A 25,217-nucleotide genomic window follows, 5' to 3' on the forward strand; every position below is an offset into this window, starting at 1 on the left:
AGTGCGCGGCATCCGACGCCCCAACCCGCAGGTGGGGCGTCGGGGTGCATCAGGCCATCTGCTTTTCCTTGATCTCCTGCAGGGTCTTGCAGTCAATACACAGGGTGGCGGTGGGACGGGCTTCCAGACGACGGATGCCGATCTCGACGCCACAGGCTTCGCAGTAACCGTAGTCGCCGTTATCCAGATCCGTGAGCGCCTCTTCGATCTTGCGGATCAACTTGCGCTCGCGGTCGCGGGTGCGCAGTTCCAGGCTGAATTCCTCTTCCTGGGTGGCACGGTCGGCCGGGTCGGCGAAATTGGCGGCATCTTCCTTCATGTGACCTACGGTGCGGTCCACTTCCTCCATGAGCTGCTGGCGCCAGGCCAGAAGGATGTTGCGAAAGTGCTCCTTCTGATCCCGGTTCATGTACTCCTCGCCCTCCGTGGGCTGGTAAGGGGCAATTCCATCATCCGGTCGGGACATCTTGCCGGATTTATTGGGCTGATTGCTGCTGGAGGCCATCGCTGCGCACACTCCTGACTGTCCAAAAGGCGAATGTAGATACCAGAGAATCCCCAGGGGTGCAAGCTAAAAACCGGTTGCATGAAGCCCCGGCGGGCGTGGATGGGCGCGGGCGCCCCGGGTGTCTGCCCGTGGATTGACATAGTAATCTTCCGGGCATCGTTAGTCGACCAGAGGGGAGTACCGGTGAGTCATTCACTCAAGGCGTTGATCTGGGACGTGGACGGAACGCTGGCGGACACCGAACGCGACGGGCATCGCGTTGCTTTCAACGCGGCGTTTGCCGAGGCTGGGCTGGACTGGCACTGGTCGGTGGAGCGCTACGCGGGGCTTCTGGCCGTGACCGGCGGCAAGGAGCGCATCCGTTATTTCCTCAAGCAGGATGGGCCTACGTTCGAGCCATCCGAAGACATGGATGCCTTCGTGGCGGGGCTGCATGCCCGCAAGACGGCCCGCTTCGCGGCCATGCTGGAGCAGGGGCATATTCCGTTGCGTCCGGGCGTCTCGCGTCTGCTCCATGAGGCCCGGGAGTCGGGCGTGAGGTTGGCGATTGCCACCACCACCTCGCCGGCCAATGTGGAGGGTTTGCTGCGGGCCAATCTGGGTGAGTCCGCCATTGGCTGGTTCAAGGTGATCGGCGCCGGGGATGTGGTGCCGGACAAGAAACCGGCCCCGGATATCTACCACCATGTGCTGGAAGGGCTGGACCTGGCGCCGGAGGAATGTCTGGCCATTGAGGATTCGGGTCATGGCCTGGCGGCCGCTCACGGGGCGGGTATCGGGACGGTGGTGACGGTGAATGAGTACACGGCCGATGAGGATTTCACCGGCGCCCTGGCGGTGCTGGATCACCTGGGTGAAGCGGGGCGGCCCTGTCAGGTCCTGCGCGGGGAGGGGCCCGAGCAGGGTGTTGTCACCCTGTCCTGGCTGCAGGCCCTGCATGAACGGCGTGCGGCACACCCCTGAGGCCGGCCGTCCCCTGCCGCAGCCCTTGTGGGAGCGGCCCTTGGCCGCGAATGGCTGAGCCCTCGGCTGTGCATCCATGCCAGAGGCCGGAGTGGACCTCGGGGCGACCGGCTTCCTTCCAGCGGGACGCCATGAATACATCCTTGTAGGCTCTGCAGCCGCTTCCTGCGGCTGAAGCCCGCTTACAGGAACCCGCCCCCCCGAGGTCCGGACGCATCGGAGTCTTTTTCGAGAGGCCTCCCGGTAGACGGGGTCAGTCCCACGGAGGCTGACGTGAAAGGAGCAAGGTTCAGCGACAAACACTCCCTTCTCCCCCTCGGGGGAGAAGGGTTGGGGATGAGGGGGGTTGGGGCAGGCACCGTGCCGATCCTCGCCCCTCACCCCAACCCCTCTCCCCCTTGGGGGAGAGGGGCTTGATCATGGTGAAGGTTCCTGGGTCTCTTCCACTTGACGTGAAAGGAGCAAGGTTCAGCGACAAACACTCCCTTCTCCCCCTCGGGGGAGAAGGGTTGGGGATGAGGGGGTTGGGGCAGGCACCGTGCCGATCCTCGCCCCTCACCCCAACCCCTCTCCCCCGAGGGGGAGAGGGGCTTGATCATGGTGAAGGTTCCCGGAGCTTTTCCACCCGGCAGTGGATTTCACCCTCGCCCAGGCGGGCCTGCAGGCGTTGATTTGGCTGAACCTGGCTGGCCGTGCGGATCACCTGGCCGGATTCATCCGCCAGGATGCTGTAGCCCCGGCCCAGGGTGGCCAGGGGGCTGACGGTGTGGAGGGTGCGGGCATTGCCGGTGAGGCGGGTGTTCAGGCGTTCCAGGCGCAGGTCCATGGCCCGGTGCAGACGTTGCGAGAACTGCTCGCAGCGTTCCTGTCCGGTCAGCACGCGGGCCGCCGGCGAGGTGCGTTGCAGGCGGGACCAGAGCACCTGCAGCCGGGCGCGCTGGTCCTGCTGTCGACGCACCATGGCCTGACGCAGACGCTGTTCCAGCTCGTCCAGGCGCTGGCTGCGATCCTGCAGTCGTCGTTCGGGATGCTGCTGACGCAGGTGGCGTTCCAGGGTCTGAAGCTGCAAACGAAGCGCGTGGAGCCGACGATTCATGCGCTCCTGGAGCAGCGCCTGCTGATGCGCCACGCGCTGAATCAGGTCCTGGCCATTGGGGCTCACCAGTTCGGCGGCGGCTGAGGGGGTGGCGGCGCGCAGGTCGGCGGCAAAATCGGCAATGGTCACGTCGGTTTCATGGCCCACACCGCTGACCACCGGCACCGGGCAGGCGCGGATGGCGCGGGCCACCGATTCCTCGTTGAAGGCCCACAGATCCTCCAGTGAGCCGCCACCTCGGGCCAGGATGAGCACATCACAGTTGCCCTGATGCGCGGCCTGCTCCAGGGCCCGCACCATGGCCGGGGCGGCCTCGGTGCCCTGCACTGGCACGGGGAATATCAGCACCGGCAGGGCGGGGAAACGGCGCCGGAGCACCGAAAGGATGTCACGGATGGCAGCGCCGGAGGGGGAGGTAACCACACCCACGCGCCGGGGGAAGGCGGGCAGGGGGCGTCGCGCCGCCGGGTCAAACAGCCCTTCGGCCTCCAGTTGGCGCCGCAGGGCCTCGAAGGCCTGGCGCAGGGCGCCGTCGCCGGATGTCTCCATGTGCTCGACGATCAACTGGTAGTCGCCGCGGGGCGCATACAGGCTCACCCGGGCCCGAGCCAGCACCTGGGTGCCATCGGTGGGGCGGAATCCCAGCAGGCGGGCGCGATTGCGGAACAGGGCGCAGCGAACCTGAGCACCGCTGTCCTTGAGCGAGAAATACAGGTGCCCGGAGGCGGGGCGGGCCAGGTTGGAGAGCTCCCCCTCCACCCAGATCAGCGGAAAGCTGCCTTCCAGTTCGGCGCGGACGGCTTCGTTCAGGGCAGAGACGGTAAGGGTCGGGGGCATGCGCGTGAAGATACAACCACAGCACTCAGGTTTACCACCCCCCGTCGCATCCTTATAATGGGAAGATTAATCACCGTGTCCCTCCCGAGAATCGTCATGCGCATCGTCCAGGAAGCCCTCACCTTCGACGACGTCCTTCTGCTACCCGCTCACTCAAGGGTATTGCCCAAGGAAGTCGACCTCAGCACGCGGTTCACCCGCGGCATCACTCTGAACATTCCCCTGGTGTCGGCCGCCATGGACACGGTCACCGAAGCCCGCCTGGCCATTGCCATCGCCCAAGAGGGCGGTATCGGCATCGTTCACAAGAACATGAGCATTCAGGCGCAGGCGCAGCAGGTGCGCATCGTCAAGAAATACGAGACCGGGGTGATTGTCGATCCCATTATCGTAACCCCCGATACCAGCATTCGCGATGTGCTGGCCATTACCCGTGCCAATGACATCTCCGGCGTGCCCGTGGTCAATGGCAAGGATCTGGTGGGCATCGTCACCAGTCGCGACCTGCGTTTCGAGACCCGGATGGATGCGCCGGTCTCTCAGATCATGACGCCCAAGGAGCGCCTCGTCACCGTGCGTGAGGGGGCCGATCGTGAGGAGGTGCAGCATCTGCTGCATGAACACCGGATCGAAAAGGTGCTGGTGGTGAACGACGACTTTCACCTGCGCGGCATGATCACCGTGAAGGACATCCAGAAATCCACCGACTTCCCCATTGCCTGCAAGGACGCCCAGGGACGTCTGCGAGTGGGGGCGGCCCTGGGCGTGGGGGCCGGCACCGAGGAGCGTTGCGAGGCGCTGGTGGACGCGGGCGTGGACGCGGTGATCGTGGACACCGCCCATGGGCATTCCCAGGGCGTGCTGGATCGTGTGGCCTGGGTGAAGAAGCACTTCCCGGATGTGCAGGTGGTGGGGGGCAACATCGCCACCGGCGAAGCCGCCCGTGCGCTGGTGGATGCGGGCGCCGATGCGGTCAAGGTGGGGATTGGCCCCGGGTCCATCTGCACCACGCGCGTCGTGGCCGGTGTGGGTGTGCCCCAGGTCACGGCCATCGATAATGTACGCCAGGCCCTCAAGGACACGGACGTACCGCTGATTGCCGACGGGGGCGTGCGGTTCTCTGGAGACTTTGCCAAGGCCATGGCCTCCGGTGCCCATTCAGTGATGTTGGGCAGTCTTTTTGCCGGTACCGAGGAGGCCCCCGGGGAAGTGGAACTCTACCAGGGCCGCTCCTACAAGTCTTACCGGGGGATGGGCTCGCTGGGCGCCATGCAGCAAGGGTCCTCGGATCGCTACTTCCAGGACAACGAAGGCAATGCCAACGTGGACAAGCTGGTGCCGGAAGGGATCGAGGGGCGGGTACCCTACAAGGGCACCATTGTCGCCATCATCCATCAACTGGTGGGTGGGCTGCGCTCCTCCATGGGTTACGTGGGCTGCGCCAGCATCGAAGAGATGCGCACGCGCCCTGGTTTTGTGCGGGTGACCGCGGCGGGGATGCGTGAGAGCCACGTGCACGACGTGGCTATCACCAAGGAAGCCCCCAACTACCGGATGGACTGATCCATGACCGTTGCCGATATCCACGCCTACCGCATTCTGATTATCGATTTCGGTTCCCAGTACACCCAGCTCATTGCGCGGCGCATCCGCGAAGCCGGGGTGTATTCGGAGATTCATCCCTGGGACATGGATGAGGCCGCCATTCGGGGCTTCGCCCCCACGGGGATCATCCTCTCCGGTGGCCCCGAGTCGGTGCACGAAAGCGATCCGCCCGGCGTGCCCCAGTGCGTGTTCGAGCTGGGCGTGCCGGTGCTCGGCATCTGCTACGGCATGCAGACCATGGCCGCCCAGTTGGGGGGGCGCGTGGAGGGTTCGGATCACCGGGAGTTCGGGTATGCCCAGGTGCGCGCCCACGGCCATACACCGCTGCTGACCCATATCGAGGACCACACCACGCCGGAAGGCTTCGGCATGCTGGATGTGTGGATGTCTCATGGTGACCGGGTCACGCAGATGCCCGAGGGCTTCAAGCTCATGGCCTCCACCGAGTCGGCTCCCATCGCCGGTATGGCCGACGAGGTCCGGGGCTTCTATGGCGTGCAGTTCCACCCGGAGGTCACTCACACCACCCAGGGGCAGCGCATCCTGTCCCGCTTCGTGCACGATATCTGTGGCTGCGAAAACCTCTGGACTGCGGGCAACATCATCGACGACATGACTGCCCGCGTGCGTGAGCAGGTGGGAGATGACCACGTGGTGCTGGGTCTCTCCGGTGGGGTGGATTCCTCCGTGGTGGGCGCCCTGCTGCACAAGGCCATTGGTGACCAGCTCACTTGCGTGTTCGTGGATACCGGCCTGCTCCGACACCAGGAGGGTGACCAGGTGATGGCCACCTTCGCCCGCCACATGGGCGTGCGCGTGATCCGCGTGGATGCCGAGGATCGCTTCCTGTCGGCCCTGGAAGGAGAGGCGGACCCGGAAGAAAAACGCCGCATCATCGGCCGCCTGTTCGTGGAAGTCTTCGACGAGGAGGCCAGTAAGCTGACCAATGCCCGTTGGCTGGCTCAGGGCACCATCTACCCGGACGTGATCGAGTCCGCCGGCTCCAAGACCGGCAAGGCGCATGTGATCAAGTCTCACCACAACGTGGGCGGACTGCCCGAGACCATGAAGCTGGGCCTGGTGGAGCCCCTGCGGGAGTTGTTCAAGGATGAGGTGCGCCGCATCGGCGTGGAACTGGGTCTGCCCACGGAGATGGTCTACCGCCATCCCTTCCCGGGGCCGGGGCTTGGGGTGCGCATCCTGGGGCAGGTGAAAAAGGAATATGCGGACCTGCTGCGTCGTGCCGACCACATCTTCATCGAAGAGCTGCGCGCCGCCGGTCTGTACGACCAGGTCTCCCAGGCCTTTGCGGTGTTCCTGCCGGTGAAGTCGGTGGGCGTGATGGGCGACGGTCGCCGCTATGACTACGTGGTGGCCCTGCGCGCCGTGGAGACCATCGACTTCATGACCGCCCGTTGGGCTCACCTGCCCTATGAGTTCCTCGATAAGGTCTCCCGCCGCATCATCAACGAGATCAAGGGCATCTCCCGGGTCACCTACGACATCTCCGGCAAGCCGCCGGCGACCATCGAGTGGGAGTGAAATAAGGTCTTTCGGGGACTATCGGCGGTTATCGGAAATGTGGCGTAACTTCATGATTTATATAAATTTACGTCTCATTACCTGTCGGTGGCTATCGGCGGCAAGCAGAAACATTTGTCGGTAAAAGCGACGGTATCGCAAATTCCCGGAATTAAGACTCTCCCAATTACCGTCACGCCTTTTTTCGGCATGACGGTAAAACTACGCCCTGACTTCTTTTGAAATCAAGAACTTAGGGACATCATCAGGGCTCCTGACCCTTGACGGTAACAAACCGCAAAAACACAGGAGAAACCTGATATGTTGACCGATACAGCACTACGCAAACTCAAGCCCAAAGCCACGCCAACGCTGCTGCCATCGAGCATGTCGGTGCCGTCGTTGAGGGCGTCGGTATGAATACGTCCTATACAGCGCATGTAGGGGAGAATACGCAAGCCCCGATTCCCTGGTGGGCAGGTGAGGAACCTGCCCGCACAGTTTATAAAAATCCTGATAAAGTCACTATAAGTGAGTCTTTATTGGATAATTTAAACTACCAGGTATTGGCGTGGGTTTATAAAAAGTGTATTTTAGTCACTATGAGTGACCGAAATGAGAGTAAACTAAACCGTCTGCTGGCTGGACTCAGCGATACCGGCGTGGTTTCCAGCCGGTGGTTAAGAGCGCAGGGCTATTCCAGCAGCCTGGTGGTCCGCTATGTGGACAGCGGTTGGCTGGTATCACCGGCTCGTGGCGTGTACATGCGCAAAGGCGGCTCCCTGCGGTGGGAAGGCGTGGTGCGGACGCTGCAATGGATGGAGGGTTTGTCACTGCATGTCGGCGGACGCTTTGCCTTGGCCTGGTTGGGACATGAGCACTACCTGCGCTTGGGCGAAGCTGCCGTGATCACCCTCTACGGGCCGGATCGTGTGCCCGGGTGGGTGGGCAAGTTGCCGTTGGTGGAAGGTGTCGAGTACTGCGGCAAGGGGCCTTTTGATCTGCCAGTGCTTCCTCTTACCGATGAGACATCGGATCAGGCGTTGCTGGACCAAGGCCTGGAGCGGCGTGAAGCAGCGCCGAGCGGGATGCTGGTATGTTCGACACCGGAGCGGGCCATGTTGGAATTGTGTGACGAGGCGTCTGATGCCAGTGGAGTCTATGAGGTCGACGCATTGATGCAGGGCGTGGCCACTCTGCGTCCACAACGGCTTGAAATGTTGCTGAGCTATTGCCGCAGCATCAAGGCCAAGCGCTTGTTTCTTGCCCTGGCCGAACGCCATGGGCATGCCTGGTTTTCGCATCTATCGCTCGATGGTGTAGACCTCGGACGTGGTAAACGGTCCCTGGTTTCCGGTGGTCATCTGCATCCCCGATATCAGATCACCCTGCCGGGAGACCTCGATGAACAGTTGGGATAAACGCTACAGCGATCGGGTGCAGTTGCTGGTGGATATCCTGCCGGTGCTGGCAAAGGAAACCCGCTTTGCCCTGAAAGGCGGGACGGCCATCAACTTGTTCGAGCACGATCTTCCGAGGCTGTCGGTCGATATCGACCTGACCTGGTGCAGCTCCTGTCGGCGAATGGTCCTGCGGAAGGGCAGTGGGGGCTTCTCCGCATATTGTGGCAGCTCCTCATATTCTGCCGTTCCTGGCCGCGGCAAAGACGGTCGTTGCTGGACTTCCATGCATAACTCCGGTGCTGTAAAGCGGTTTTATGACAGTGAAGTTATGATGACTATCGAGGGCAATTGCGCCAACCCGCTGGGGCGAGTTGTGGGGAGTATGAGCGTAAAATTGGCCGAAGAACAAATATCGACCGTTTAGGATTGCAAGCTAAGCCTGCCCTTTACCCACAAGTGTCGCACGCCATCAACTCGTTCCAGATGGCCCGATGCGCGGCATCGTCCACGCGCACCAGGGCCAGATCCACCAACTCGGTGACTTGCCCACCGGCGCCGCCACCGGCTCACCCAGTCGCCGCTCGACACGCTGCCCCGGCAGGCGTTTGTCCAGCGGAAGATGTGGGTACAGGGCAGCCCTAGACAGGTAGACTGCTTCCAGTTGGTGCGCCGGTGGGAGGCGTGCCGCGCAGAGGTAGAGCCGTCGTGCTGTATGCGCGGCTCTGATATCATACTTTCTGGTTGATCATGGTGTGAAAAAGCACCGCTGCCGGAAAAATCGCTGCATCACCCGCGTAAACAAAGAGCTGGTGATTCTGACGGTAAAAGCGACGGTAAAGTCCAAAATCAGCCTTTAATGAAAACTTTACCTTCAATGGGGTAAAGCCTTCGTTGATGATTGAGAGGGGATGATTACCCGCTCATCACACAAAGATCCGGCTGATCTGCTGCATGGCGGTCGGATCTTCGTCCCAGGGCAGTGTCGGGTCCTCTGGCGTGGCCCCCAGGCGGCGCAGGGAGGCGACCTTCATTCGGTCCACCGAAGCCAGCCGGTGGCGGGTGGACTGATAGCTCTCGATGTTGGCTGCCTGGACGATGTCCACGTAGTCGATGGGAGCCTCATCCCCCGGATCCCGACCCAGGTTGTCATGTTCCGCGGCCACGTCGATCAGTTCCTGCTCGAAGTTCCAGGCCTTGAGCACCGCCTTGCCCACCGCCATGTGCAGCGAGGCGATGATCAGGTTCAGATGCTTCTCGTTCTGGACAATCACATCCACGTTCTTGGCCTTGTTCAGGATGGGGATCACACCCACGTCGTGGATCAGGCCGGCCAGCATGGCTTCCTCCTGGTCCAGGTGGCGGTGGCGACGGGCCAATAGGGTGCTGATCACGGCCACCTCCACGCTGTGCTCCCAGAGGGTTTCCATGCGTTGGCGGATGCCTCGGTGACCGGTGCTGAATACATCCCGCATGGCCAGCGACAGCAGCACATTCTTGGTCTTCTCCAGCCCCAGTCGGGTGATGGAAGACTTGATGGTGGCGCAACGGGTCAGGCCCCGGTAAACGGGGCTGTTGGCGTAGCGGATCAGCCGCGCCGCCATGGCGGTGTCGCGGGCCACCACGGAGGTGACATCATCAATGGAGCTGTCCTCGCGATTGATGGTAAACAGGGCCTGGATAGAGACATCCGGCAGGGTCGGAATCTGGATGCCCTTTCCCTGAAGATCTGCGCGAAGATCCGCCACAAATTCGTCGACGATCTCTTTGGAATCGAGATTTCTTTTCACGGGGGATGTGAACGAGTGAATGAGTGGCTGCAGTATGACATATCAGATCGAGACTAAGGAGCGCAGACATGGATCCGCAGGACATCCACTGGATGCATCAGGCCCTGGAACTGGCCCGGCAGGCGGCTGAACATGGCGAGGTGCCCGTGGGGGCCGTGGTGGTTCGTGAGGGAGAATGCCTGGGGCAGGGCGGCAATCAGCCCATTGGTCTGGCCGACCCCACGGCCCATGCGGAGATCCTGGCGTTGCGCGAGGCCGCCCGGCGGGAAGGCAACTACCGGCTGCCGGGCACCACGGTTTACGTCACCCTGGAGCCTTGCGGCATGTGCATCGGGGCCATGATCCATGCCCGTGTGGCGCGGGTGGTATTTGGCGCCCATGACCCCAAGACCGGCGCCGCTGGCAGCGCCGCCGATCTGGTCAACCTGCCCATGCATAACCACCGGTTGCAGGTCACCGGCGGTGTGCTGGCTGAAGCCTGCGGTGATTTGCTGCGGGATTTCTTTCGCACACGGCGTGGGCGGCGCTCATAGGCCCGGGGGCAGGATTTCCAGCGGGGCTATGCCCCGGCGGGGAGGAGGAGGAGGGGGGGCTTCATCGGGCGTTTCATGACTGCCATTGAGCCAGGTGAGAATGTCGTAGAAACTGCGTATGTTTTGCACATAATGCACTGGCTCCCATCCGCGGGCGTACCCATAGCGGGTTTGTCGGTGCCACTGAGGCTGGCTGAGCAGGGGCAGATGGTCCATCACGTCCACCCAGCGATCGGGATCCCCCCCCTGGGCTCGGGTGATCCGACGGGCATCGTAAAAGTGGCCCAGCCCCACGTTGTAGGCGGCCAGGGCCATCCAGGTTCGATCGGGCTCCTGAATGTCGTCGGGCAAGCGCTCGCGCAGGTGGGTGAAATACTCCGCCCCGCCGAATACGGACTTGCGGGGGTCCGTGCGGTCCTGAATGCCCAGTTGTCCGGCGGTGGCCCGGGTGAGCATCATGAGGCCCCGGACCCCCGTGTGGGAAATGGCCCGGGGATCCCAGTGGGATTCCTGGTAACTGATTGCGGCCAGCAGGCGCCAGTCCATATCATGAGCCTCTGCCGCCTCGCGAAAGAGGGGCTCAAAACGTCCCAGTCGATCCTGGATGCGACGCATGAAGGTGAGGATACCAGCGTAATCCAGCACCTCCACATGGCCGAAATAACGCTCCAGAATCTGTTCCAGACGACCGTCCTCCCTGATCTGCTCGAAGAAGACCTCCGCTTCCTTTAATAGTGTGGAGTCCGCGTTGCGCTTGAAGGCCCAGGCCAGTGGCCGGGGCTCCGACAGTTCCAGCGCCACCCGCAGTTCCGGGAAAAAACGCAATGTGGCTGCCAGTTCCATGGAGTCCACCACCGTGAGTTCGGCCTCGCCCTCCCATACCTGGCGTAGTAGATCCTCCGGAGTGGCGTCCACCACTGCTTCCCATTGCAGCCCTGGGTAGAGCGGTTGTAACTGCGCCAGCGTGGCCGCATGACTGCTACCGGCCACCACCAGAATACGGCGACCGTCCAGATCGGCCAGGGATTCCGGTCGGTGCCCACCGCTGCGGTAGATCAACTGCTCGGTCACCTGCATGTAACGGGGCCCGAAGCGCACCTGGCTGAGTCGTGGCCGGGTGATGGTGATCCCTGCGGCAGCCATGTCGGCCCGCCCGGCGCTCACCAGAGGCAGGATCGCCTCAAAGCGATCGGGCACCAGGATGCGCAGTTCCACCCCCAGATGCTCGGCAAATGCCGAGGCCAGGTCATATTCAAAGCCGCTGGTGCCGTTACCCCAGGGTTGGTAAGTGGTGTTGCCGATGCGCGTGGCCACCACCAGTTCGCCCTTGGCTCGCACCCGCTCCAGTTCGGTCACGGGGCGCAGGAAGAGAAACAGCAGGGTCATGGTCACCAGCAGGAGGAAGGCAACAATCTCCATGCGCTGGGCCAGGGTCAATAGGGGGCGTCGGCGTTTCAAGGGCTTAAAAAGACAGGGGCGGATAGGCTATAATGCCTGACTTAGCCCAGACCGTCAGGAGAGGTGCCGGAGCGGTCGAACGGGGCGGTCTCGAAAACCGTTGTACGCGCGAGCGTACCGAGGGTTCGAATCCCTCCCTCTCCGCCATGATCAGCAAAAAAGCCCCTGCCATCAGGGGCTTTTTTGTGTCTTTACTCCACCCCACTCCCCCCCCCTCGCGAATGGGAAAGGTCTTCCATTCGAGGCCGAGGAGCGATTACAGGTTGAAGAGACCCGTCACGCCAACCACGATCAGGTAGATGGCCACGATGTAGCTGAGCAATCTGGGCACGATCAGGATGGCAATGCCGGCAATCAGTGACAGGATGGGAACGATTTCAAGATGTATGGTCATCGGTTTTGCCCTTGGTCCTCGTGTCGGAACACACTAGCAGAACCGTCCTCTGACATGAAGCGAGCGCTTTGTGGGTAAGACTCGCTTGGGCGCCATGTGCCCGATGCCCCCTCCAGTATTTGGTCCCTGGCCAGGTCCAGACGACGGGCTGTAGGAAAATCCCTACAAGGATTTCTGTAAAACACGCCAAAAATGCCGACAAGCGCTCTTTCAGTGACTGATGTTGTCACTCTATCCTTGTTCCCGTGAATTATTGACCTCGGGCAATCCAGGTTGTCAGTCTTGGTGTTAGGGAGAGGGTTCTGCATGGCGACATCGGCTGGCTTCGGCTTCATCAGCCAGGAATTACAGTTCCTCACCCCTTTGATCACGGGCATCGTAGGCGCCGTTTTGCTCGTGTTGCCCCTGTCGGAGGGCATGACCTGGATAGCTGCGTTTGGCGTCACGGGACTGGGTGTCCTCGGAGCTGTTTGGGGTTTGCAGGGCCTCCCCCCCAAACGGACTCAGGAAAGGCCAGAGAGCACTGACCAACCCATCCAACGAGACAATGATCCGGCTGAAGGACAACTCAAGGATCTTTGCATCGCCGTGGCACCCATATGGAGTCGTCAGGTGGCGTCGGCGAGACAGCACACTGAGGGTTCAGTGGCTGACCTTGCGCAACGTTTTGAATATATCAATACGCGGCTGGAGCAAGCGTTGACTTCTTCAACGGTGGAGCCGAACAGTCGTGAAGATGTTCCCACGGCCTTGCGTGAGTGCGGCGCTCAGCTGGAGCAGGTTTTGCGAGGGATGCAAGACGCACTGAGTGTCAAGGAAGAACTCCTTTCTCGTATCGGGGAGTTGGCAAAGTTCACCCATGAGATGCAGAACATGGCGACCTCGGTGTCCGCTGTGGCATCCCAGACCAACCTGCTGGCACTCAATGCCGCTATTGAAGCGGCTCGCGCCGGTGAAGCGGGCCGGGGTTTCGCGGTGGTGGCCTCCGAGGTGCGTGCACTTTCCAGTCAATCGGACAAAGCCGGCAAGGAAATTGCCGCCCACGTGCATGCAGTCAATGATGCAATCAATGGCACTCGTGATGCTGCTGAGGCCTTCGCCAATCGAGATCGTTCCCTCGCTCAAGACGCAGAGCAGACGATTCACCAGGTGATGGAGCGCTACCGTGATCTTGCACAGAACCTGGAGGCCTCTACGGAGTTGCTTCGGAAGGAGAGTTCCGATGTGCGCGATGAAGTCTCCCGGGTGATCGTGTCCCTTCAATTCCAGGATCGTGTCTCCCAGGTGCTTGAACATGTCACCCAGGATATCGATCAATTGACTACGCACCTGCGCGCTGGTGATGCCTCGCAGATCGACCCTCGCCGCTGGCTCAAGAATCTGGAGCGGGGCTACACCACGCTGGAAGAACACGCCAACCATCAGGCCCGATCCAGTCGCGAACCGGCGCCTTCCGGCATTGAGTATTTCTGAAGGAGACAGATATGGGGAAGAGTGTTTTGATCGTTGATGATTCCGCGTCCGTTCGGCAGGTGGTTGGCATGACGTTGAGAGGGGCCGGTTACACCGTGCTGGAGGCCAGTGATGGACGGGATGCTCTGGGCAAGCTTGGCGATAGCCGCGTGAACCTGGTTATCAGCGACGTCAATATGCCGGGTATGGATGGCATCTCCTTTCTCAAGGAAATGAAGGCCCGACCGGCGAATAAGTTCACCCCGGTCATCATGTTGACCACCGAGAGCGGGGACTCGCGCAAACAAGCCGGCAAGGAAGCGGGCGCGCGGGCCTGGATTGTTAAACCCTTTCAGCCGGCACAGTTGTTGGAGGCCGTCAGCAAACTGGTTGGGCCATGATGCGGGGGTCACGAGTATGGAATGCAGACTGATCCAGCAAGATCGCCGAGGATCGTTTGTCCTGGAGGGGGAGTTGACGATCCATCATGCCCTGGACATGAAACAGGCCTTGCTATCGGTGCTTGCGCAAAGTGAATCGATCGAGATCAGCCTTGCCGGTGTGACAGAAATGGATACAGCGGGTGCTCAACTACTCCTGATGATCAAGCGCGCGGCAGAAGAGCAGGGGGTGGCATTGCGACTCAAGGATCACACCAGCGCGGTTCGCACCGTGGTGGAGACGATGCAACTCGCGGGTACCCTTGGTGATCCGATGCTGATCCCTGGCGAGGCCGCCGACGGAGATCATCCATGAGCCTGTCCGATGCCCTGCCCACCTTCCTTGCCGAGGCCCGGGGGTTGCTGGAGGCAATGGAGACGGCCTTGGGAGTCCTTGATGGGAATCCCAACGATACTGGGGCCATCAATTCCCTGTTTCGGGCCGCCCACACCATCAAGGGCTCGGCTGGTCTCTTTGGCCTGGATCACATCGTCGATTTCACCCACGAGATGGAGAGTGTCCTGGACCGGGTGAGGGACGGTGCCCTGTCCCTGAATTCCTCTCGGATCGAATTGATGCTGTTGTGTCGCGACCATATCGATCGTTTGCTGGAAGTGGTGGAAATTGGCTCCGAACCCGATGAGGCCTTATTGACGCAAGGGGAAGAACTCACGGCACGGCTCCGCCAGGATCTGCCTGCCAGCGCCGCTTCCCCATCGGATCCCATTCACTGGGCGCCCGTCACAGGGGACGATCCTGTGCGGAATCTGGGTTCGGATCCAACCGAGGGTGACACGCTCTGGCACCTTTCGCTGCGTTTCGGGCGCGATGTGCTTCGTCATGGCATGGATCCCCTGTCTTTTATCCACTATCTGAACACCCTGGGGGAAGTGCGCCAAGTCTACACCGTCACCGATGCCCTGCCGCCAGCCGAGGAAATGGACCCGGAAAGCTGCTATCTGGGATTCGAGATCCGCTTGCACAGCGAGGCCGACAAGCAGTGCATCGAGGATGTGTTCGACTTCGTGCGAGAGGAAAGCCAGATTCGCATTCTGCCTCCTGGTGCGCACTTCCCGCAGTTCCTGGCTCTCATGCAGGCGGTGCCGGAGGACAATCACCGGCTTGGCGAGATCCTGGTGGGATGCGGTGCAATCACCGAGCGAGAGCTTGAGCACATGCTTGACGCCCAGGCCCGGCAAAAGTCCGACGCATCCCCCACCTCCGCGCCTCGTTTGGGAGAAGCGCTGGTTCAGGAAGAGCGCATCCAGCCTGAACTCGTGGGGGCGGCCCTGCGGCGACAGCAGGAAGTGCGCCGACGCCAAGCCCAGGAATCACGCCTGCTACGGGTTCGCGCGGATAAACTGGATTCGCTGATTGACCTGGTGGGGGAGTTGGTGATTGCCGGCGCTGGGTTGCAGGCACAGGTCCAGGGCCAAGGGGATACGGCGCTACACGAGTCTGCTCAAGAAATCGCACGACTGGTGGATGGCATCAGGGATGGTGCCATGAATCTGCGCTTGGTGGAAATTGGTGAAACATTCAGCCGATTTGGACGCGTGGTGCGCGATGTCTCTCGTGAGACCGGCAAGGACATTGCATTAAGGATCGAAGGGGCGGAAACGGAACTGGACAAGACCGTCGTCGAACGTCTTGCCGACCCACTGACGCATCTGGTTCGTAATGCCATTGATCACGGAATTGAATCGCCCGAGATCCGCCAGGCTCGCTCCAAGCCATCCCAGGGACAATTGCATCTGGGGGCGCGTCACGAGGCTGGCAGTGTGGTCATTGAAATCATGGATGACGGGGGGGGGCTGGACAGGGAACGTATCCTGGCCAAGGCAAAGGAGCGAGGTCTATTGCCCTCCGATGCTGAACCTGACGATGCAGAGGTCTGGAACCTGATCTTCGAGCCAGGATTTTCCACGGCTCAGAGTGTCAGCAATCTGTCTGGCCGTGGTGTCGGCATGGATGTGGTCAAACAGGCCATCGATGCCCTGCGGGGCGGCATCGAGATCGAGAGTTCGCCGGGACAGGGCAGTACTTTTCGAATACGTCTTCCCCTTTCGTTAGCCATCATTGACGGCTTCCGGGTGTCTGTTTCCGGCAATGAATATGTTGTGCCGTTGGATATGGTGTTGGAATGCATGGAAATGCCTCGCGATCTGACAGAAGGCGAGACACCACACCTCAATCTACGTGGCGATGTCCTTCCTCTTTTGCCCTTGGGGGCGTTTTTCGGCCTGCCCAAAGCATCCGTGACCCGGCGCAATATCGTTGTGGTGCAATGGGGAGGGCGATCCGCCGGCCTGCTGGTGGATGAGCTTCAGGGGCAACTCCAGGCGGTGATCAAACCTCTTGGGCCACTCTTCAAGGGGCTACCCGGGATTTCCGGTTCCACCATCCTGGGTTCAGGGGAAGTGGCCCTCGTTCTGGATGTGCCGGGTCTATTGGAACGCGTGGTCAGTGTCGACTCCGCGTCGTACCTTCAATAAAGAGCAGGAGCATAAGCATGGCTTGGATCAACAACCTCAGGGTGGGCGTCAGATTGCTCGTGGCCTTCGCATTGATGGCGCTGATCACCGCCATCGTGGGTTGGGTGGGTATCGCCAACACGGCTCGTGTGGACACACTGGCGGGTGAGATGTATCAGCGCGAGCTGACCGGGCTGTCCGAAATCAAGGAGGCCAACGTGCAAATGCTCAATGGCAGTCGGGCCATTCGCAATCTTCTACTGGCAGGTTCACCGGAGGAACGACAAGCTCTGGTTCAGCAGATCGCGCATTATACGACGGCGGAATCGGAGCATGTCCAACGCGCCCGGGAGCAATTTGACAGTCGCGAAGCTCAACAACTGTTCACCCGCTATGAGGCAATGACCACCGAGCGTGACCGTTTGACAAATCAGCTGATTGCCATGGTGCGGGAGGAGGCCCTGGAGGCAAACCGGCAGACAGTGAACTTTGTAAATGCTGAATTGCGCCCCGTTGGCGATGCGCTGGACAACTTGATGACAGAGCTCAGTCGTCTCAAGGAGTCCAATGCCGCCGATTTGGCAGAGGAGGCATCGCAGGTCTATCAGCGAGGCATGTTTCAGATGAGCGCATTGGTGATCATCAGTGTTCTCGCCGGAATGGGGCTTGGCCTGATGATTGCCAATTCCATTTCAAGACCTCTCAAGCGGGCTGCGGGTGTGGCCAATCAGCTGGCACAGGGCGATATGCGTGTCCAGATAGATAACGCCACCCGTGATGAAACGGGGCAGGTGCTCAATGCCATGCGCAATATGGTGGATCGACTATCTCAAATTATTTATGAGGTGCGTACGGCCGCCGATTCGTTGGCGGGTGCTTCGGAGCAGGTGAGCAGTACCTCTCAGTCTATGAGTCAGGGGGCCACGGAGCAGGCCAGTAACGTTGAAGAGACCAGCGCGGCGGTCGAAGAGATGAGTGCATCCATCGATCAGAACACCGAGAACGCCAAAGTGACCGATGGTATGGCAGCCAAGGCCGCGCGAGAGGCAACAGATGGAGGACAGGCTGTTCAGCAAACAGTGACAGCCATGAAAAGCATCGCCGACAAGATCAGTATCATTGATGATATCGCCTATCAGACCAACCTGCTGGCCTTGAATGCGGCCATCGAAGCCGCTCGAGCCGGAGAGCATGGTAAGGGCTTCGCGGTCGTGGCGACAGAAGTGCGCAAGCTTGCCGAGCGCAGTCAGGTGGCTGCACGTGAGATCGGCGATCTGGCCGGCCATTCGGTGGAACTGGCGGAACGTGCCGGGCACCTTCTGGAAGAAATGGTTCCCTCCATCACGCGCACTTCTGATCTGGTGCAGGAGATTACTTCAGCTTCCGAGGAGCAGGCCACGGGTGTCGCACAGATCAATACCTCCATGACTCAGCTGAGCACGGTATCACAGCAGAATGCCGCGGCCTCCGAGCAATTGGCGGCTACCGCTGAGGAAATGAGTGCGCAGGCCGAACAACTGCAAAATAGCATGGGCTTCTTTCAATTGCATGAGGGCGTACAGGGTAGCCGCAAGAGCGTGTCCCCCCGGAACGCTGCTGAGGTGAAAAATCAACCCCGGCAGACATCCGCGGTGGGCCTGTCCGGCAGTGTCGATGAAAAAGACTTCGTGCGTTTCTAGGAAGGGGGCCGAGGGATGAACCTGGTCAAGTCTCACGATACCCACCAAGAATCAGGGGAAGACAATGCTGATGCCCTGAGCCAGTATCTCTCGTTTCAGATCAAGGGAGAGAGCTATGCCATCGGCATACTCTCCATCAGAGAAATTATCCAGTATGGTCGTGTGACTTCTGTGCCAATGATGCCGGACTTTATTCATGGTGTGATCAATCTGAGGGGTGCGGTGGTTCCGGTGATTGATTTGGCCCGACGTTTTGGGAAGTCAGCCACCCAGATCAATCGTCGGACCTGCGTTGTATTGATTGAATTGCCTAATGAGGGTGGCGAGAATGAAACTCAACTTCTCGGGCTCCTGGTGGATACGGTAAACGAAGTTGTGGATATCCCGCCGGAGGCAGTGCTACCTCCTCCGGCATTTGGTTCACGTATTCGTAGCGACTTCATTCTTGGAATGGGAAAGCTCGCGGATGATTTCATCATTGTCCTGAACGTGCCGCGAATCCTGTCTCGGGGAGATATGGAGTGGGTGAATCAGCTGGACCATTCAGCTTTGAAAGCTGACGCCAACTGATCGCCGTATGAGCGAGTTGACCTTGCCGCAAAGTGAGTTCCTCTGGTTGCAGAGGATGATGGCCGACGTGGCTGGTATCAGTCTGGCCGATAGCAAGAAGGCCATGGTATGTGGGCGTCTTTCGTCGCGGGTACAACGCCTGCGGTTTGATGGCTTTCATGAGTACTGCAAACATCTGGAGAAGGATTCGGTTGAGCGACAGGTGGCAGTGGATCTTCTGACCACCAATGAGACCTATTTTTTTCGTGAACCCAAGCATTTCGATTTCCTCAGAACCCACGTTCTAGCCGAACTGAAAGCCTCCCGTCGTCATGTCGGCATGGATCCACTTCGCTTATGGAGCGCTGCCTCTTCCAGTGGAGAGGAGGCCTATAGTCTGGCGATGACTTGTGCTGAGGTGTTGGGGCCATCCAGCAGTTGGGAGGTTCTGGGTTCGGATATCAGTACACGCATTCTGGAACGGGCCCGCCAGGGGCTTTATGACATGACCCGCATCGATGGCATACCTGTTAACTATCTGAAGGCCTATTGCTTGAAAGGCATTGGCCCGCAGTCGGGCCGGATTCTGATGGATCGTTCGTTGAAGAAAAAAGTGCATTTCCATCAGGTCAATCTTAACGTCACTTTGCCTGATATCGGTCGTTTCGATGTGATTTTCATGCGCAATGTGATGATTTATTTTGAACAACCCACCAAATCTCAGGTGTTGCAACGCGTGGTTGGCCGCCTGCGTGCCGGTGGGTGGTTGTTCATGGGCCACTCGGAGAGTCTCAATGGCATTGCCCATGGCCTTGAGCAATATGCCCCATCGGTCTATCGCAAGCCGGAGAACGCTTATGGAGACTGATTCCCTTGCTCGATGCGAGATTGAGTTGGTGGCGGGTGAAGTCAAGGTCGCCGCGGCCGGCCGACGTCTGAAAACCGGGCTGGGTTCCTGTATCGCCGTGACCTTGTGGGATCCCCTCGTGCGCATTGGTGGCATGTGTCATTACATGAATTCCACCCGTCAAAAACCCAGTGCCTCTGGTTCAGCGATGGATGGCTGGTATTCCGAAACGGCACTCGATCTTCTTTTGAAACGGATCCTGACTGCGGGAGGTCAAAGAGGAAGGTTGATCGCAAAGGTGTTCGGAGGGGGATGCATGTTCTGGGACAGTGGGCGGCGACGTTGTAAAGGTAGCCTGCTTGTGCAGTCAAATAATCTCAGTGCCGCTCAGGCCTGGTTGGCAAGGCATGAAATTGCGGTGGTTGCTGAGCATGTAGGTGGCGCGGGTTATCGACAGATCATCTTTGATATTGCGACCGGTGATGTGTGGGTGAAGCACGTACCCTTGATGGTGAGTTGACCATGGATCTCACGGGGAGGTACGGCTCATGAAAGCCATTCGTGTCATGGTGGTGGATGACTCGGCCACCGTTCGTCAGGTGCTCACGGAGGTGCTGTCCAGGCCACCGGATATGGAAGTGATCGCCACCGCACCAGACCCCTTATTCGCCCTGGCGAAAATGAATCGTGAATGGCCTGACGTCATCGTGCTGGATCTGGAAATGCCGCGCATGGATGGCATCACCTTCCTCAAAAAACTCATGGCGGAGCATCCGACGCCTGTGGTGGTCTGCTCTTCTCTGACCGAAAAGGGAGCACGGATTACGATCGATGCCATGGCGGCAGGTGCGGTGGAGGTGGTGACCAAGCCCCGGGTGGGGCTCAAGCAGTTTCTGATCGGTGCCGGTGATGATCTTGTTCGAGCGGTTCGAGCGGCCGCGCAAGCGAGACTGCGGTCGATGGTCGCCGGGGCAAGAACAATACCCGCGCTGGCGGTGGAGCCCCTGGCCACACCATCAGTGACAGGTCTGGAGCACACCACCGACAAGCTCATTGCCCTGGGAACTTCTACCGGGGGGACTCAGGCCCTGGAGTTCCTGCTAACCCGATTACCTCGTACGGTGCCAGGCCTCGTGATCGTGCAGCATATGCCTGAGAAATTCACTGCCGCCTTTGCTGCTCGTCTCGATTCGTTATGCGAATTACAGGTGCGAGAGGCGAGAGAAGGAGATCGGGTGATCCCCGGTCTGGCCCTGATTGCCCCGGGGGGGTTCCATATGCAGGTCTATCGTAGTGGCGCGCAGTATCGTGTGCGGGTCGAGTCCGGCCCCGTGGTGAATCGGCATCGGCCATCGGTGGACGTTCTGTTTCGCTCAGTAGCTCGCTGTGCCGGGTCCAACGCCATGGGGGTGATCATGACCGGAATGGGGGACGACGGGGCACGAGGGCTTGGCGAAATGCGCAAGGCCGGGGCTGTCACGCTGGCTCAGGATGAGGCCAGCTGCGTGGTTTACGGGATGCCACGGGAGGCGGTCAGGCTGCAGTGCGTGGACGAATCTCTATCCTTGCAAAATCTGCCTGCACGTTTGATGACCTTCGCTGCCGATAAGGTGCGTAGTTCAAAGGGGGGGCGCGTGTGACTGCTCGCGGGCAAAAAGAACAAATGTACAAGGAATTGGTGGAAAATCATCCCCAACTGGTTACCCGCTATACCAGAAGTGGTGAGTTGCTGTTTGTAAACCAATCCCTGGCGGAATTTGTCGGTGTTGAGGCCGAACAATTGCTGGGGCGCAATTGGCCCGAGATGTTGCCGGAGGCCGAGAATTCAGCGGCCAGCAAGCTCCTGGCGGGCCTTTCGCCGGAATCACCCGTGGCGTCTTTTGAAAGTCCAATTCGTGATCGTGATGGGTGTTTGAAATGGATCCTGTGGACCAAGCGCGCGTTTTTCTCCGAGCAGGGGGATCTTGAATACATTCAGGCAGTAGGAGTGGATATCACTGAAACAAAGGAATTGCAAAAGGCGCTTCAGGAAAGCCGTGACCAATTTGAGTCACTCGTCAGACACATTCCCGGAATCACCTACCGCTGCCGTTATGACGAACATTGGACGATGATGTTCGTGACCTCCAATATCCTCTCATTCACTGGATATTCAAGCCGTGACTTCATCTGGAATCGCATACGCACTTACACTAGCGTGATTCATGAGATGGATCGTGACTATGTCCGGGATGTGGTCGATACAGCCATCCTCAATAATAGTGTTTGGGAGGTGGAATATCGTGTACGGCATCGTGACGGTAGCATTGTCTGGGCGTATGAGAAAGGTAGCCTGGTTCGGGATGTGCATACGGGAGATCGCTATCTGGATGGATTTATTCTGGATGTGACGGCGCGAAAGCGCGCAGAAGATACGCTCAATGAATTTGCGTCGATTCTGGAAAACCGTAACTTACAGTTGGAACAGGCCATTCAGGAAGCGGAACGAGCAAATCAGGCCAAGTCGGCTTTTCTTGCCACCATGAGCCATGAAATACGCACACCAATGAACGGTGTCATCGGCATGCTTGAGGTCCTTCAGCACGACCGGCTGGATGCAAAACAACGGGACATGATTCACACGGCCCGCCAATCAGCCTTCAATCTGATGCGAATCATCGATGATGTGCTGGATTTTTCAAAGGCAGAAGCTGGGCATTTGGAATTGGAGTCATTGCCCGTGCCATTGGTTGAACTTGTGGAAGAAACCTGTGTATCCATGGCGGTAATGGCACAGGGGCAAAAGGTGGATTTGACGCTGCAAATCGACCCTCGGGTGCCGGATTATGTATGGTCTGATCCAGTCCGTTTGCGACAGATCCTGTACAACCTCTTGGGTAATGCCATCAAATTCAGTGGGCAGCTCGCGGGTAAGCGTGGAAAGGTCGAGGTCATCGTGGGCCCCATGATAGCCGATGATGGCCGTACTGGGGTGGAATTCTCCATCCGGGATAACGGCATTGGGATCTCTGATGATCAACTGAGCCGGATTTTCGAGCAGTTCAGTCAGGCTGATTCATCCACTAAGCGTCGATATGGAGGGACCGGTCTTGGCCTCTCGATCTGTGACCGACTGACCCGCTTGATGCAAGGGTACATCAACGTTGAAAGTCGGTTGGGGTGGGGTTCCGAATTTCGCGTTTATTTACCCTTGAAATCAGTCAATGAGGGTGAGGCGTCCATCCGTGTGGCACCGCTTGGAAAACTCAACTGCGTGATAGTGGCTAAGTCTGGAGAAGAGCCGGATATGATCGAGCTCAGCCTGACTCAAGCCGAAGCCCAAGTGTATCGTGAGCCTTCGTTATTGGCGGGGATCGCTCGATGCCAGAAGAACCCTGATTGGGTATTGGTTCACTCATTGGCGCCGGCTTCGATGTCCACAACCCACGGTGATCAAGATGAGTTGAATGAAGTGCAGATCAGTTCGGTAACCGTGCTCCCTGGGGCGGGTCTGAAAGTGCGTAGACACAACATGGAACTGCTGATCGCAGAGCTGCCAATTGCCCGTCGTGAGACATTACTCCGGGCGGTGGCCATGGCGGCGGGGCGCATCGCCTTGGAAAGTCCAAATGACCATGTGGACAAGTCCGAATCTCAATTGGACATTCACCAGCCTTCAGTCAATCCTGGCAGTGCGACGGTTGCGCGGATCCTGGTTGCTGAGGATGATCCGATCAATCAACGAGTCATCAGGTATCAGTTGAGTCTGCTGGGATATGATGTGGATGTGACCAGTGATGGAATTGCTGCCTTTTGCCGGTGGCGTGAGCGGTGCTATGACATGGTGTTGTCGGATCTCCATATGCCCGATATGGATGGTCATGGGTTGGTTCGCGCGATCCGACAGGAAGAGAGACAGTGTCAACTGGCGCGCACGCCCGTGGTCTTCATTACAGCGGATGTCCTCATGGCTCAGGACTGGGGTAACTGGGAAAGCGATATTGATGGTTATATCCCGAAGCCCCTCACCCTTAATGAATTGCGCGATACATTGGTCAGTGTGTTGGCCTGTCGGGAGACGGTTATCCGCGCACCGTTGAAGTCGACGGTCGCCGAAGCGACTGATGTCAATGACGTTAAGGTTTTTGATCCAGACGTCCTTCATGCTGTCGTTGGAGAAGATCCAGAGGCAGTCCATGAGTTTCTCTCGTTGTTCAAACACGCAGCTAAGAAACACCTTGAAAAAGTTCATGAAGGCCTTGCGTTGGAGGATGCTTCTGCTCTTGCAACATCGGCTCATCAGTTGAAGTCTGCCGCGCGTGCGATTGGCGGAATGCGGGTGAGTGAAGTCTGTCAGGAACTGGAGACGAAAAGCCGGTCTGGTGATCTATCCGAATGGCTGGAATTGTCGCTGAGGCTGGAGCGAGAAACGAGGCAGTTGAACGAGGTAATTAACCAATTTTCGGTCCATCACCCATCTGGGTGTGTTAAGGTGTTTAATGAGAATACATATCGTAGATGACGATCCTTTTTTTCTGCGTCTACTGGGGCATCAACTCACGGATTTGGGATTTATTGATTGGGCGGTTTTTGATCAACCACAATTCGCTCTTCAGGCTATGGAAAACCGCGCACAATGGCCTGATCTGGTGTTCCTGGATTTGCAGATGCCGGGGATGGATGGCGTTGAGGTATTACGTAACTTGGCGAGCCTGAATTATGCTGGCCGCTTGATCCTGATGAGTGGCACGGAGGACCGAATCCTCCGAACCGCCAACAGAGTTGCAAACTCTCGAGGCCTCCACGTGACGGACGTACTCCGAAAACCCATCGAGCAGGAACGGCTCAAGGAGATACTTGCTGCTGCCGCGCCAATGGAACAAGCCACTCGCCCACCCCTGGCGATGAGCTTTGGACCGGATGAATTGTGGCAGGCGATCTATGGAGATGAGTTGGTGGTGCACTATCAGCCCAAGGTTGATATCCATCATGGATCGTTGGTGGGCGTGGAGGCCTTGGTGCGTTGGATGCACCCCGAACAAGGATTGGTTTACCCTGACCGGTTTATCGAGCCGGCAGAGTCCTGTGGGCTCATGGATGAATTGACCATGCGTGTGTTGCGCACAGCGCTACGCGACTGCCACAAGTGGCATGACGAGGGGCTGGATGTGTCCGTGGCCGTCAATATTTCGGCTTCAAACCTGAATGTGCTGGGTTTTCCGGATGTTGTGCAACACTTGGCTCGCGAGGCGGGTGTGGAGGTGGGGAGTCTATGTCTGGAATTGACCGAGAGCATGTTGGCGAAGGATCTGATGGTCTCCTTGGATATCCTGACGCGGCTCAGGCTCAAGGGGGCTGGGCTGTCGATCGATGATTTCGGCACGGGCCACTCATCTTTGGGTCAATTACTGCAGGCCCCCTTCAATGAGTTGAAGCTGGATCGCTCGTTTGTGACGGGAGCCAGCGAGGATATGTCCAAACGTGCCATTCTGGAGGCGAGTCTACGGATGGCCAAGAAACTGGGTATGCGATCTGTGGCCGAGGGCGTTGAAACTCGTAAGGATTGGGATCTGATGAAGGCCCTTGGATGCGATTTGGTTCAGGGGTACTTTGTCTCAAGGCCAATGCCTGCTGATCAGCTACTGCACTGGCGAGCGCAGTGGCAGGATCAGGGAAGTTGACGGATGAGGA

At 59.1% G+C, this 25,217-nt stretch carries 22 protein-coding genes and 1 tRNA gene; 18 read left to right on the top strand and 5 right to left on the bottom strand.

Annotation, left to right across the window (positions count from 1 at the left end; translation table 11 throughout):
* Window positions 1-49: 49 nt before the first annotated feature.
* Window positions 50-505: an RNA polymerase-binding protein DksA gene (gene dksA / locus BMY52_RS00695; RefSeq protein ID WP_090249613.1), complete on the bottom strand. Its 456-nt coding sequence runs from the start codon at window positions 503-505 to the stop codon at window positions 50-52.
* A 186-nt stretch (window positions 506-691) separates the two neighbouring features.
* On the opposite strand from dksA, the gene BMY52_RS00700 reads away from it, so the two are divergent.
* Window positions 692-1,471 (top strand): HAD family hydrolase, encoded by a 780-nt coding sequence (locus BMY52_RS00700; protein ID WP_245740460.1) that lies wholly within the window; start codon window positions 692-694, stop codon window positions 1,469-1,471.
* Between the two features lie 595 nt (window positions 1,472-2,066).
* Here BMY52_RS00700 and xseA read toward each other — a convergent pair.
* A complete protein-coding gene (gene xseA, locus BMY52_RS00705) occupies window positions 2,067-3,404 on the bottom strand; it encodes an exodeoxyribonuclease VII large subunit (protein WP_090249618.1) in 1,338 nt (445 codons plus the stop codon).
* Between the two features lie 96 nt (window positions 3,405-3,500).
* On the opposite strand from xseA, the gene guaB reads away from it, so the two are divergent.
* From guaB to BMY52_RS15965, 4 genes are all read left to right on the top strand, one after another.
* A complete protein-coding gene (gene guaB / locus BMY52_RS00710) occupies window positions 3,501-4,967 on the top strand; it encodes an IMP dehydrogenase (protein WP_090249621.1) in 1,467 nt (488 codons plus the stop codon).
* A 3-nt stretch (window positions 4,968-4,970) separates the two neighbouring features.
* Window positions 4,971-6,551, top strand: a complete 1,581-nt coding sequence (guaA, locus tag BMY52_RS00715) for a glutamine-hydrolyzing GMP synthase (protein WP_090249623.1) — start codon at window positions 4,971-4,973, stop codon at window positions 6,549-6,551.
* A gap of 395 nt (window positions 6,552-6,946) precedes the next feature.
* Complete coding sequence (locus tag BMY52_RS00720) at window positions 6,947-7,951, top strand: type IV toxin-antitoxin system AbiEi family antitoxin domain-containing protein (RefSeq protein WP_245740462.1); 1,005 nt, start codon at window positions 6,947-6,949, stop codon at window positions 7,949-7,951.
* Window positions 7,935-8,357, top strand: a complete 423-nt coding sequence (locus tag BMY52_RS15965) for a nucleotidyl transferase AbiEii/AbiGii toxin family protein (RefSeq protein WP_425429213.1) — start codon at window positions 7,935-7,937, stop codon at window positions 8,355-8,357. The genes BMY52_RS00720 and BMY52_RS15965 overlap by 17 nt, the downstream gene beginning before the upstream one ends.
* A gap of 499 nt (window positions 8,358-8,856) precedes the next feature.
* Here BMY52_RS15965 and BMY52_RS00730 read toward each other — a convergent pair whose 3' ends face one another.
* Window positions 8,857-9,720, bottom strand: a complete 864-nt coding sequence (locus BMY52_RS00730; RefSeq protein WP_090249627.1) for an HDOD domain-containing protein — start codon at window positions 9,718-9,720, stop codon at window positions 8,857-8,859.
* 68 nt (window positions 9,721-9,788) lie between these two features.
* Here BMY52_RS00730 and tadA point away from each other — a divergent pair, with 68 nt between their 5' ends.
* Complete coding sequence (tadA, locus tag BMY52_RS00735) at window positions 9,789-10,253, top strand: tRNA adenosine(34) deaminase TadA (RefSeq protein WP_090249630.1); 465 nt, start codon at window positions 9,789-9,791, stop codon at window positions 10,251-10,253.
* On the opposite strand, the gene mltF is transcribed toward tadA, so the two are convergent.
* The gene (gene mltF / locus BMY52_RS00740; RefSeq protein WP_245740463.1) at window positions 10,248-11,711 is read right to left on the bottom strand and encodes a membrane-bound lytic murein transglycosylase MltF; all 1,464 of its coding nucleotides are present in this window, start codon (window positions 11,709-11,711) and stop codon (window positions 10,248-10,250) included. The two genes, tadA and mltF, sit on opposite strands and share 6 nt — an antisense overlap.
* Window positions 11,712-11,768: 57 nt before the next feature.
* On the opposite strand from mltF, the gene BMY52_RS00745 reads away from it, so the two are divergent.
* Window positions 11,769-11,858 (top strand) — tRNA-Ser (locus tag BMY52_RS00745).
* Between the two features lie 109 nt (window positions 11,859-11,967).
* Here the strand turns inward: BMY52_RS00745 and BMY52_RS00750 are convergent.
* Window positions 11,968-12,105 carry a DUF3096 domain-containing protein gene (locus BMY52_RS00750; RefSeq protein WP_090249632.1) on the bottom strand — a complete coding sequence of 46 codons (138 nt, stop codon included), beginning with the start codon at window positions 12,103-12,105 and terminating at the stop codon, window positions 11,968-11,970.
* A 306-nt stretch (window positions 12,106-12,411) separates the two neighbouring features.
* On the opposite strand from BMY52_RS00750, the gene BMY52_RS00755 reads away from it, so the two are divergent.
* From BMY52_RS00755 to BMY52_RS00805, 11 genes are read left to right on the top strand one after another with little or no spacing between them, the layout of a single operon-like run.
* A complete protein-coding gene (locus tag BMY52_RS00755) occupies window positions 12,412-13,578 on the top strand; it encodes a methyl-accepting chemotaxis protein (RefSeq protein WP_090249634.1) in 1,167 nt (388 codons plus the stop codon).
* A gap of 11 nt (window positions 13,579-13,589) precedes the next feature.
* Window positions 13,590-13,958, top strand: a complete 369-nt coding sequence (locus BMY52_RS00760; protein ID WP_090249637.1) for a response regulator — start codon at window positions 13,590-13,592, stop codon at window positions 13,956-13,958.
* A 16-nt stretch (window positions 13,959-13,974) separates the two neighbouring features.
* Window positions 13,975-14,313, top strand: coding sequence for an STAS domain-containing protein (locus BMY52_RS00765; protein ID WP_090249639.1), 339 nt, complete (start codon window positions 13,975-13,977; stop codon window positions 14,311-14,313).
* On the top strand, window positions 14,310-16,493 hold the full coding sequence (locus BMY52_RS00770; RefSeq protein ID WP_090249642.1) for a chemotaxis protein CheA: 2,184 nt from the start codon (window positions 14,310-14,312) through the stop codon (window positions 16,491-16,493). The genes BMY52_RS00765 and BMY52_RS00770 overlap by 4 nt, the downstream gene beginning before the upstream one ends.
* A gap of 17 nt (window positions 16,494-16,510) precedes the next feature.
* Window positions 16,511-18,151 (top strand): methyl-accepting chemotaxis protein, encoded by a 1,641-nt coding sequence (locus BMY52_RS00775; RefSeq protein ID WP_090249645.1) that lies wholly within the window; start codon window positions 16,511-16,513, stop codon window positions 18,149-18,151.
* Window positions 18,152-18,166: 15 nt separating this feature from the next.
* A complete protein-coding gene (locus BMY52_RS00780) occupies window positions 18,167-18,721 on the top strand; it encodes a chemotaxis protein CheW (RefSeq protein WP_090249648.1) in 555 nt (184 codons plus the stop codon).
* A 7-nt stretch (window positions 18,722-18,728) separates the two neighbouring features.
* The gene (locus tag BMY52_RS00785; RefSeq protein ID WP_090249651.1) at window positions 18,729-19,568 is read left to right on the top strand and encodes a CheR family methyltransferase; all 840 of its coding nucleotides are present in this window, start codon (window positions 18,729-18,731) and stop codon (window positions 19,566-19,568) included.
* Window positions 19,558-20,067: a chemotaxis protein CheD gene (locus BMY52_RS00790; protein WP_177169786.1), complete on the top strand. Its 510-nt coding sequence runs from the start codon at window positions 19,558-19,560 to the stop codon at window positions 20,065-20,067. Before BMY52_RS00785 ends, BMY52_RS00790 begins: the two co-directional genes overlap by 11 nt.
* A gap of 28 nt (window positions 20,068-20,095) precedes the next feature.
* The gene (locus tag BMY52_RS00795; protein ID WP_090249655.1) at window positions 20,096-21,187 is read left to right on the top strand and encodes a protein-glutamate methylesterase/protein-glutamine glutaminase; all 1,092 of its coding nucleotides are present in this window, start codon (window positions 20,096-20,098) and stop codon (window positions 21,185-21,187) included.
* Window positions 21,184-24,048, top strand: coding sequence for a PAS domain S-box protein (locus BMY52_RS00800; protein ID WP_143050390.1), 2,865 nt, complete (start codon window positions 21,184-21,186; stop codon window positions 24,046-24,048). Before BMY52_RS00795 ends, BMY52_RS00800 begins: the two co-directional genes overlap by 4 nt.
* The gene (locus tag BMY52_RS00805; protein ID WP_090249661.1) at window positions 24,026-25,207 is read left to right on the top strand and encodes an EAL domain-containing response regulator; all 1,182 of its coding nucleotides are present in this window, start codon (window positions 24,026-24,028) and stop codon (window positions 25,205-25,207) included. The genes BMY52_RS00800 and BMY52_RS00805 overlap by 23 nt, the downstream gene beginning before the upstream one ends.
* The last annotated feature ends 10 nt before the right edge of the window (window positions 25,208-25,217 follow it).

Origin of the sequence: Ectothiorhodospira marina, from assembly GCF_900109495.1 — a bacterium.
In the GTDB taxonomy this organism is placed as follows: domain Bacteria; phylum Pseudomonadota; class Gammaproteobacteria; order Ectothiorhodospirales; family Ectothiorhodospiraceae; genus Ectothiorhodospira; species Ectothiorhodospira marina.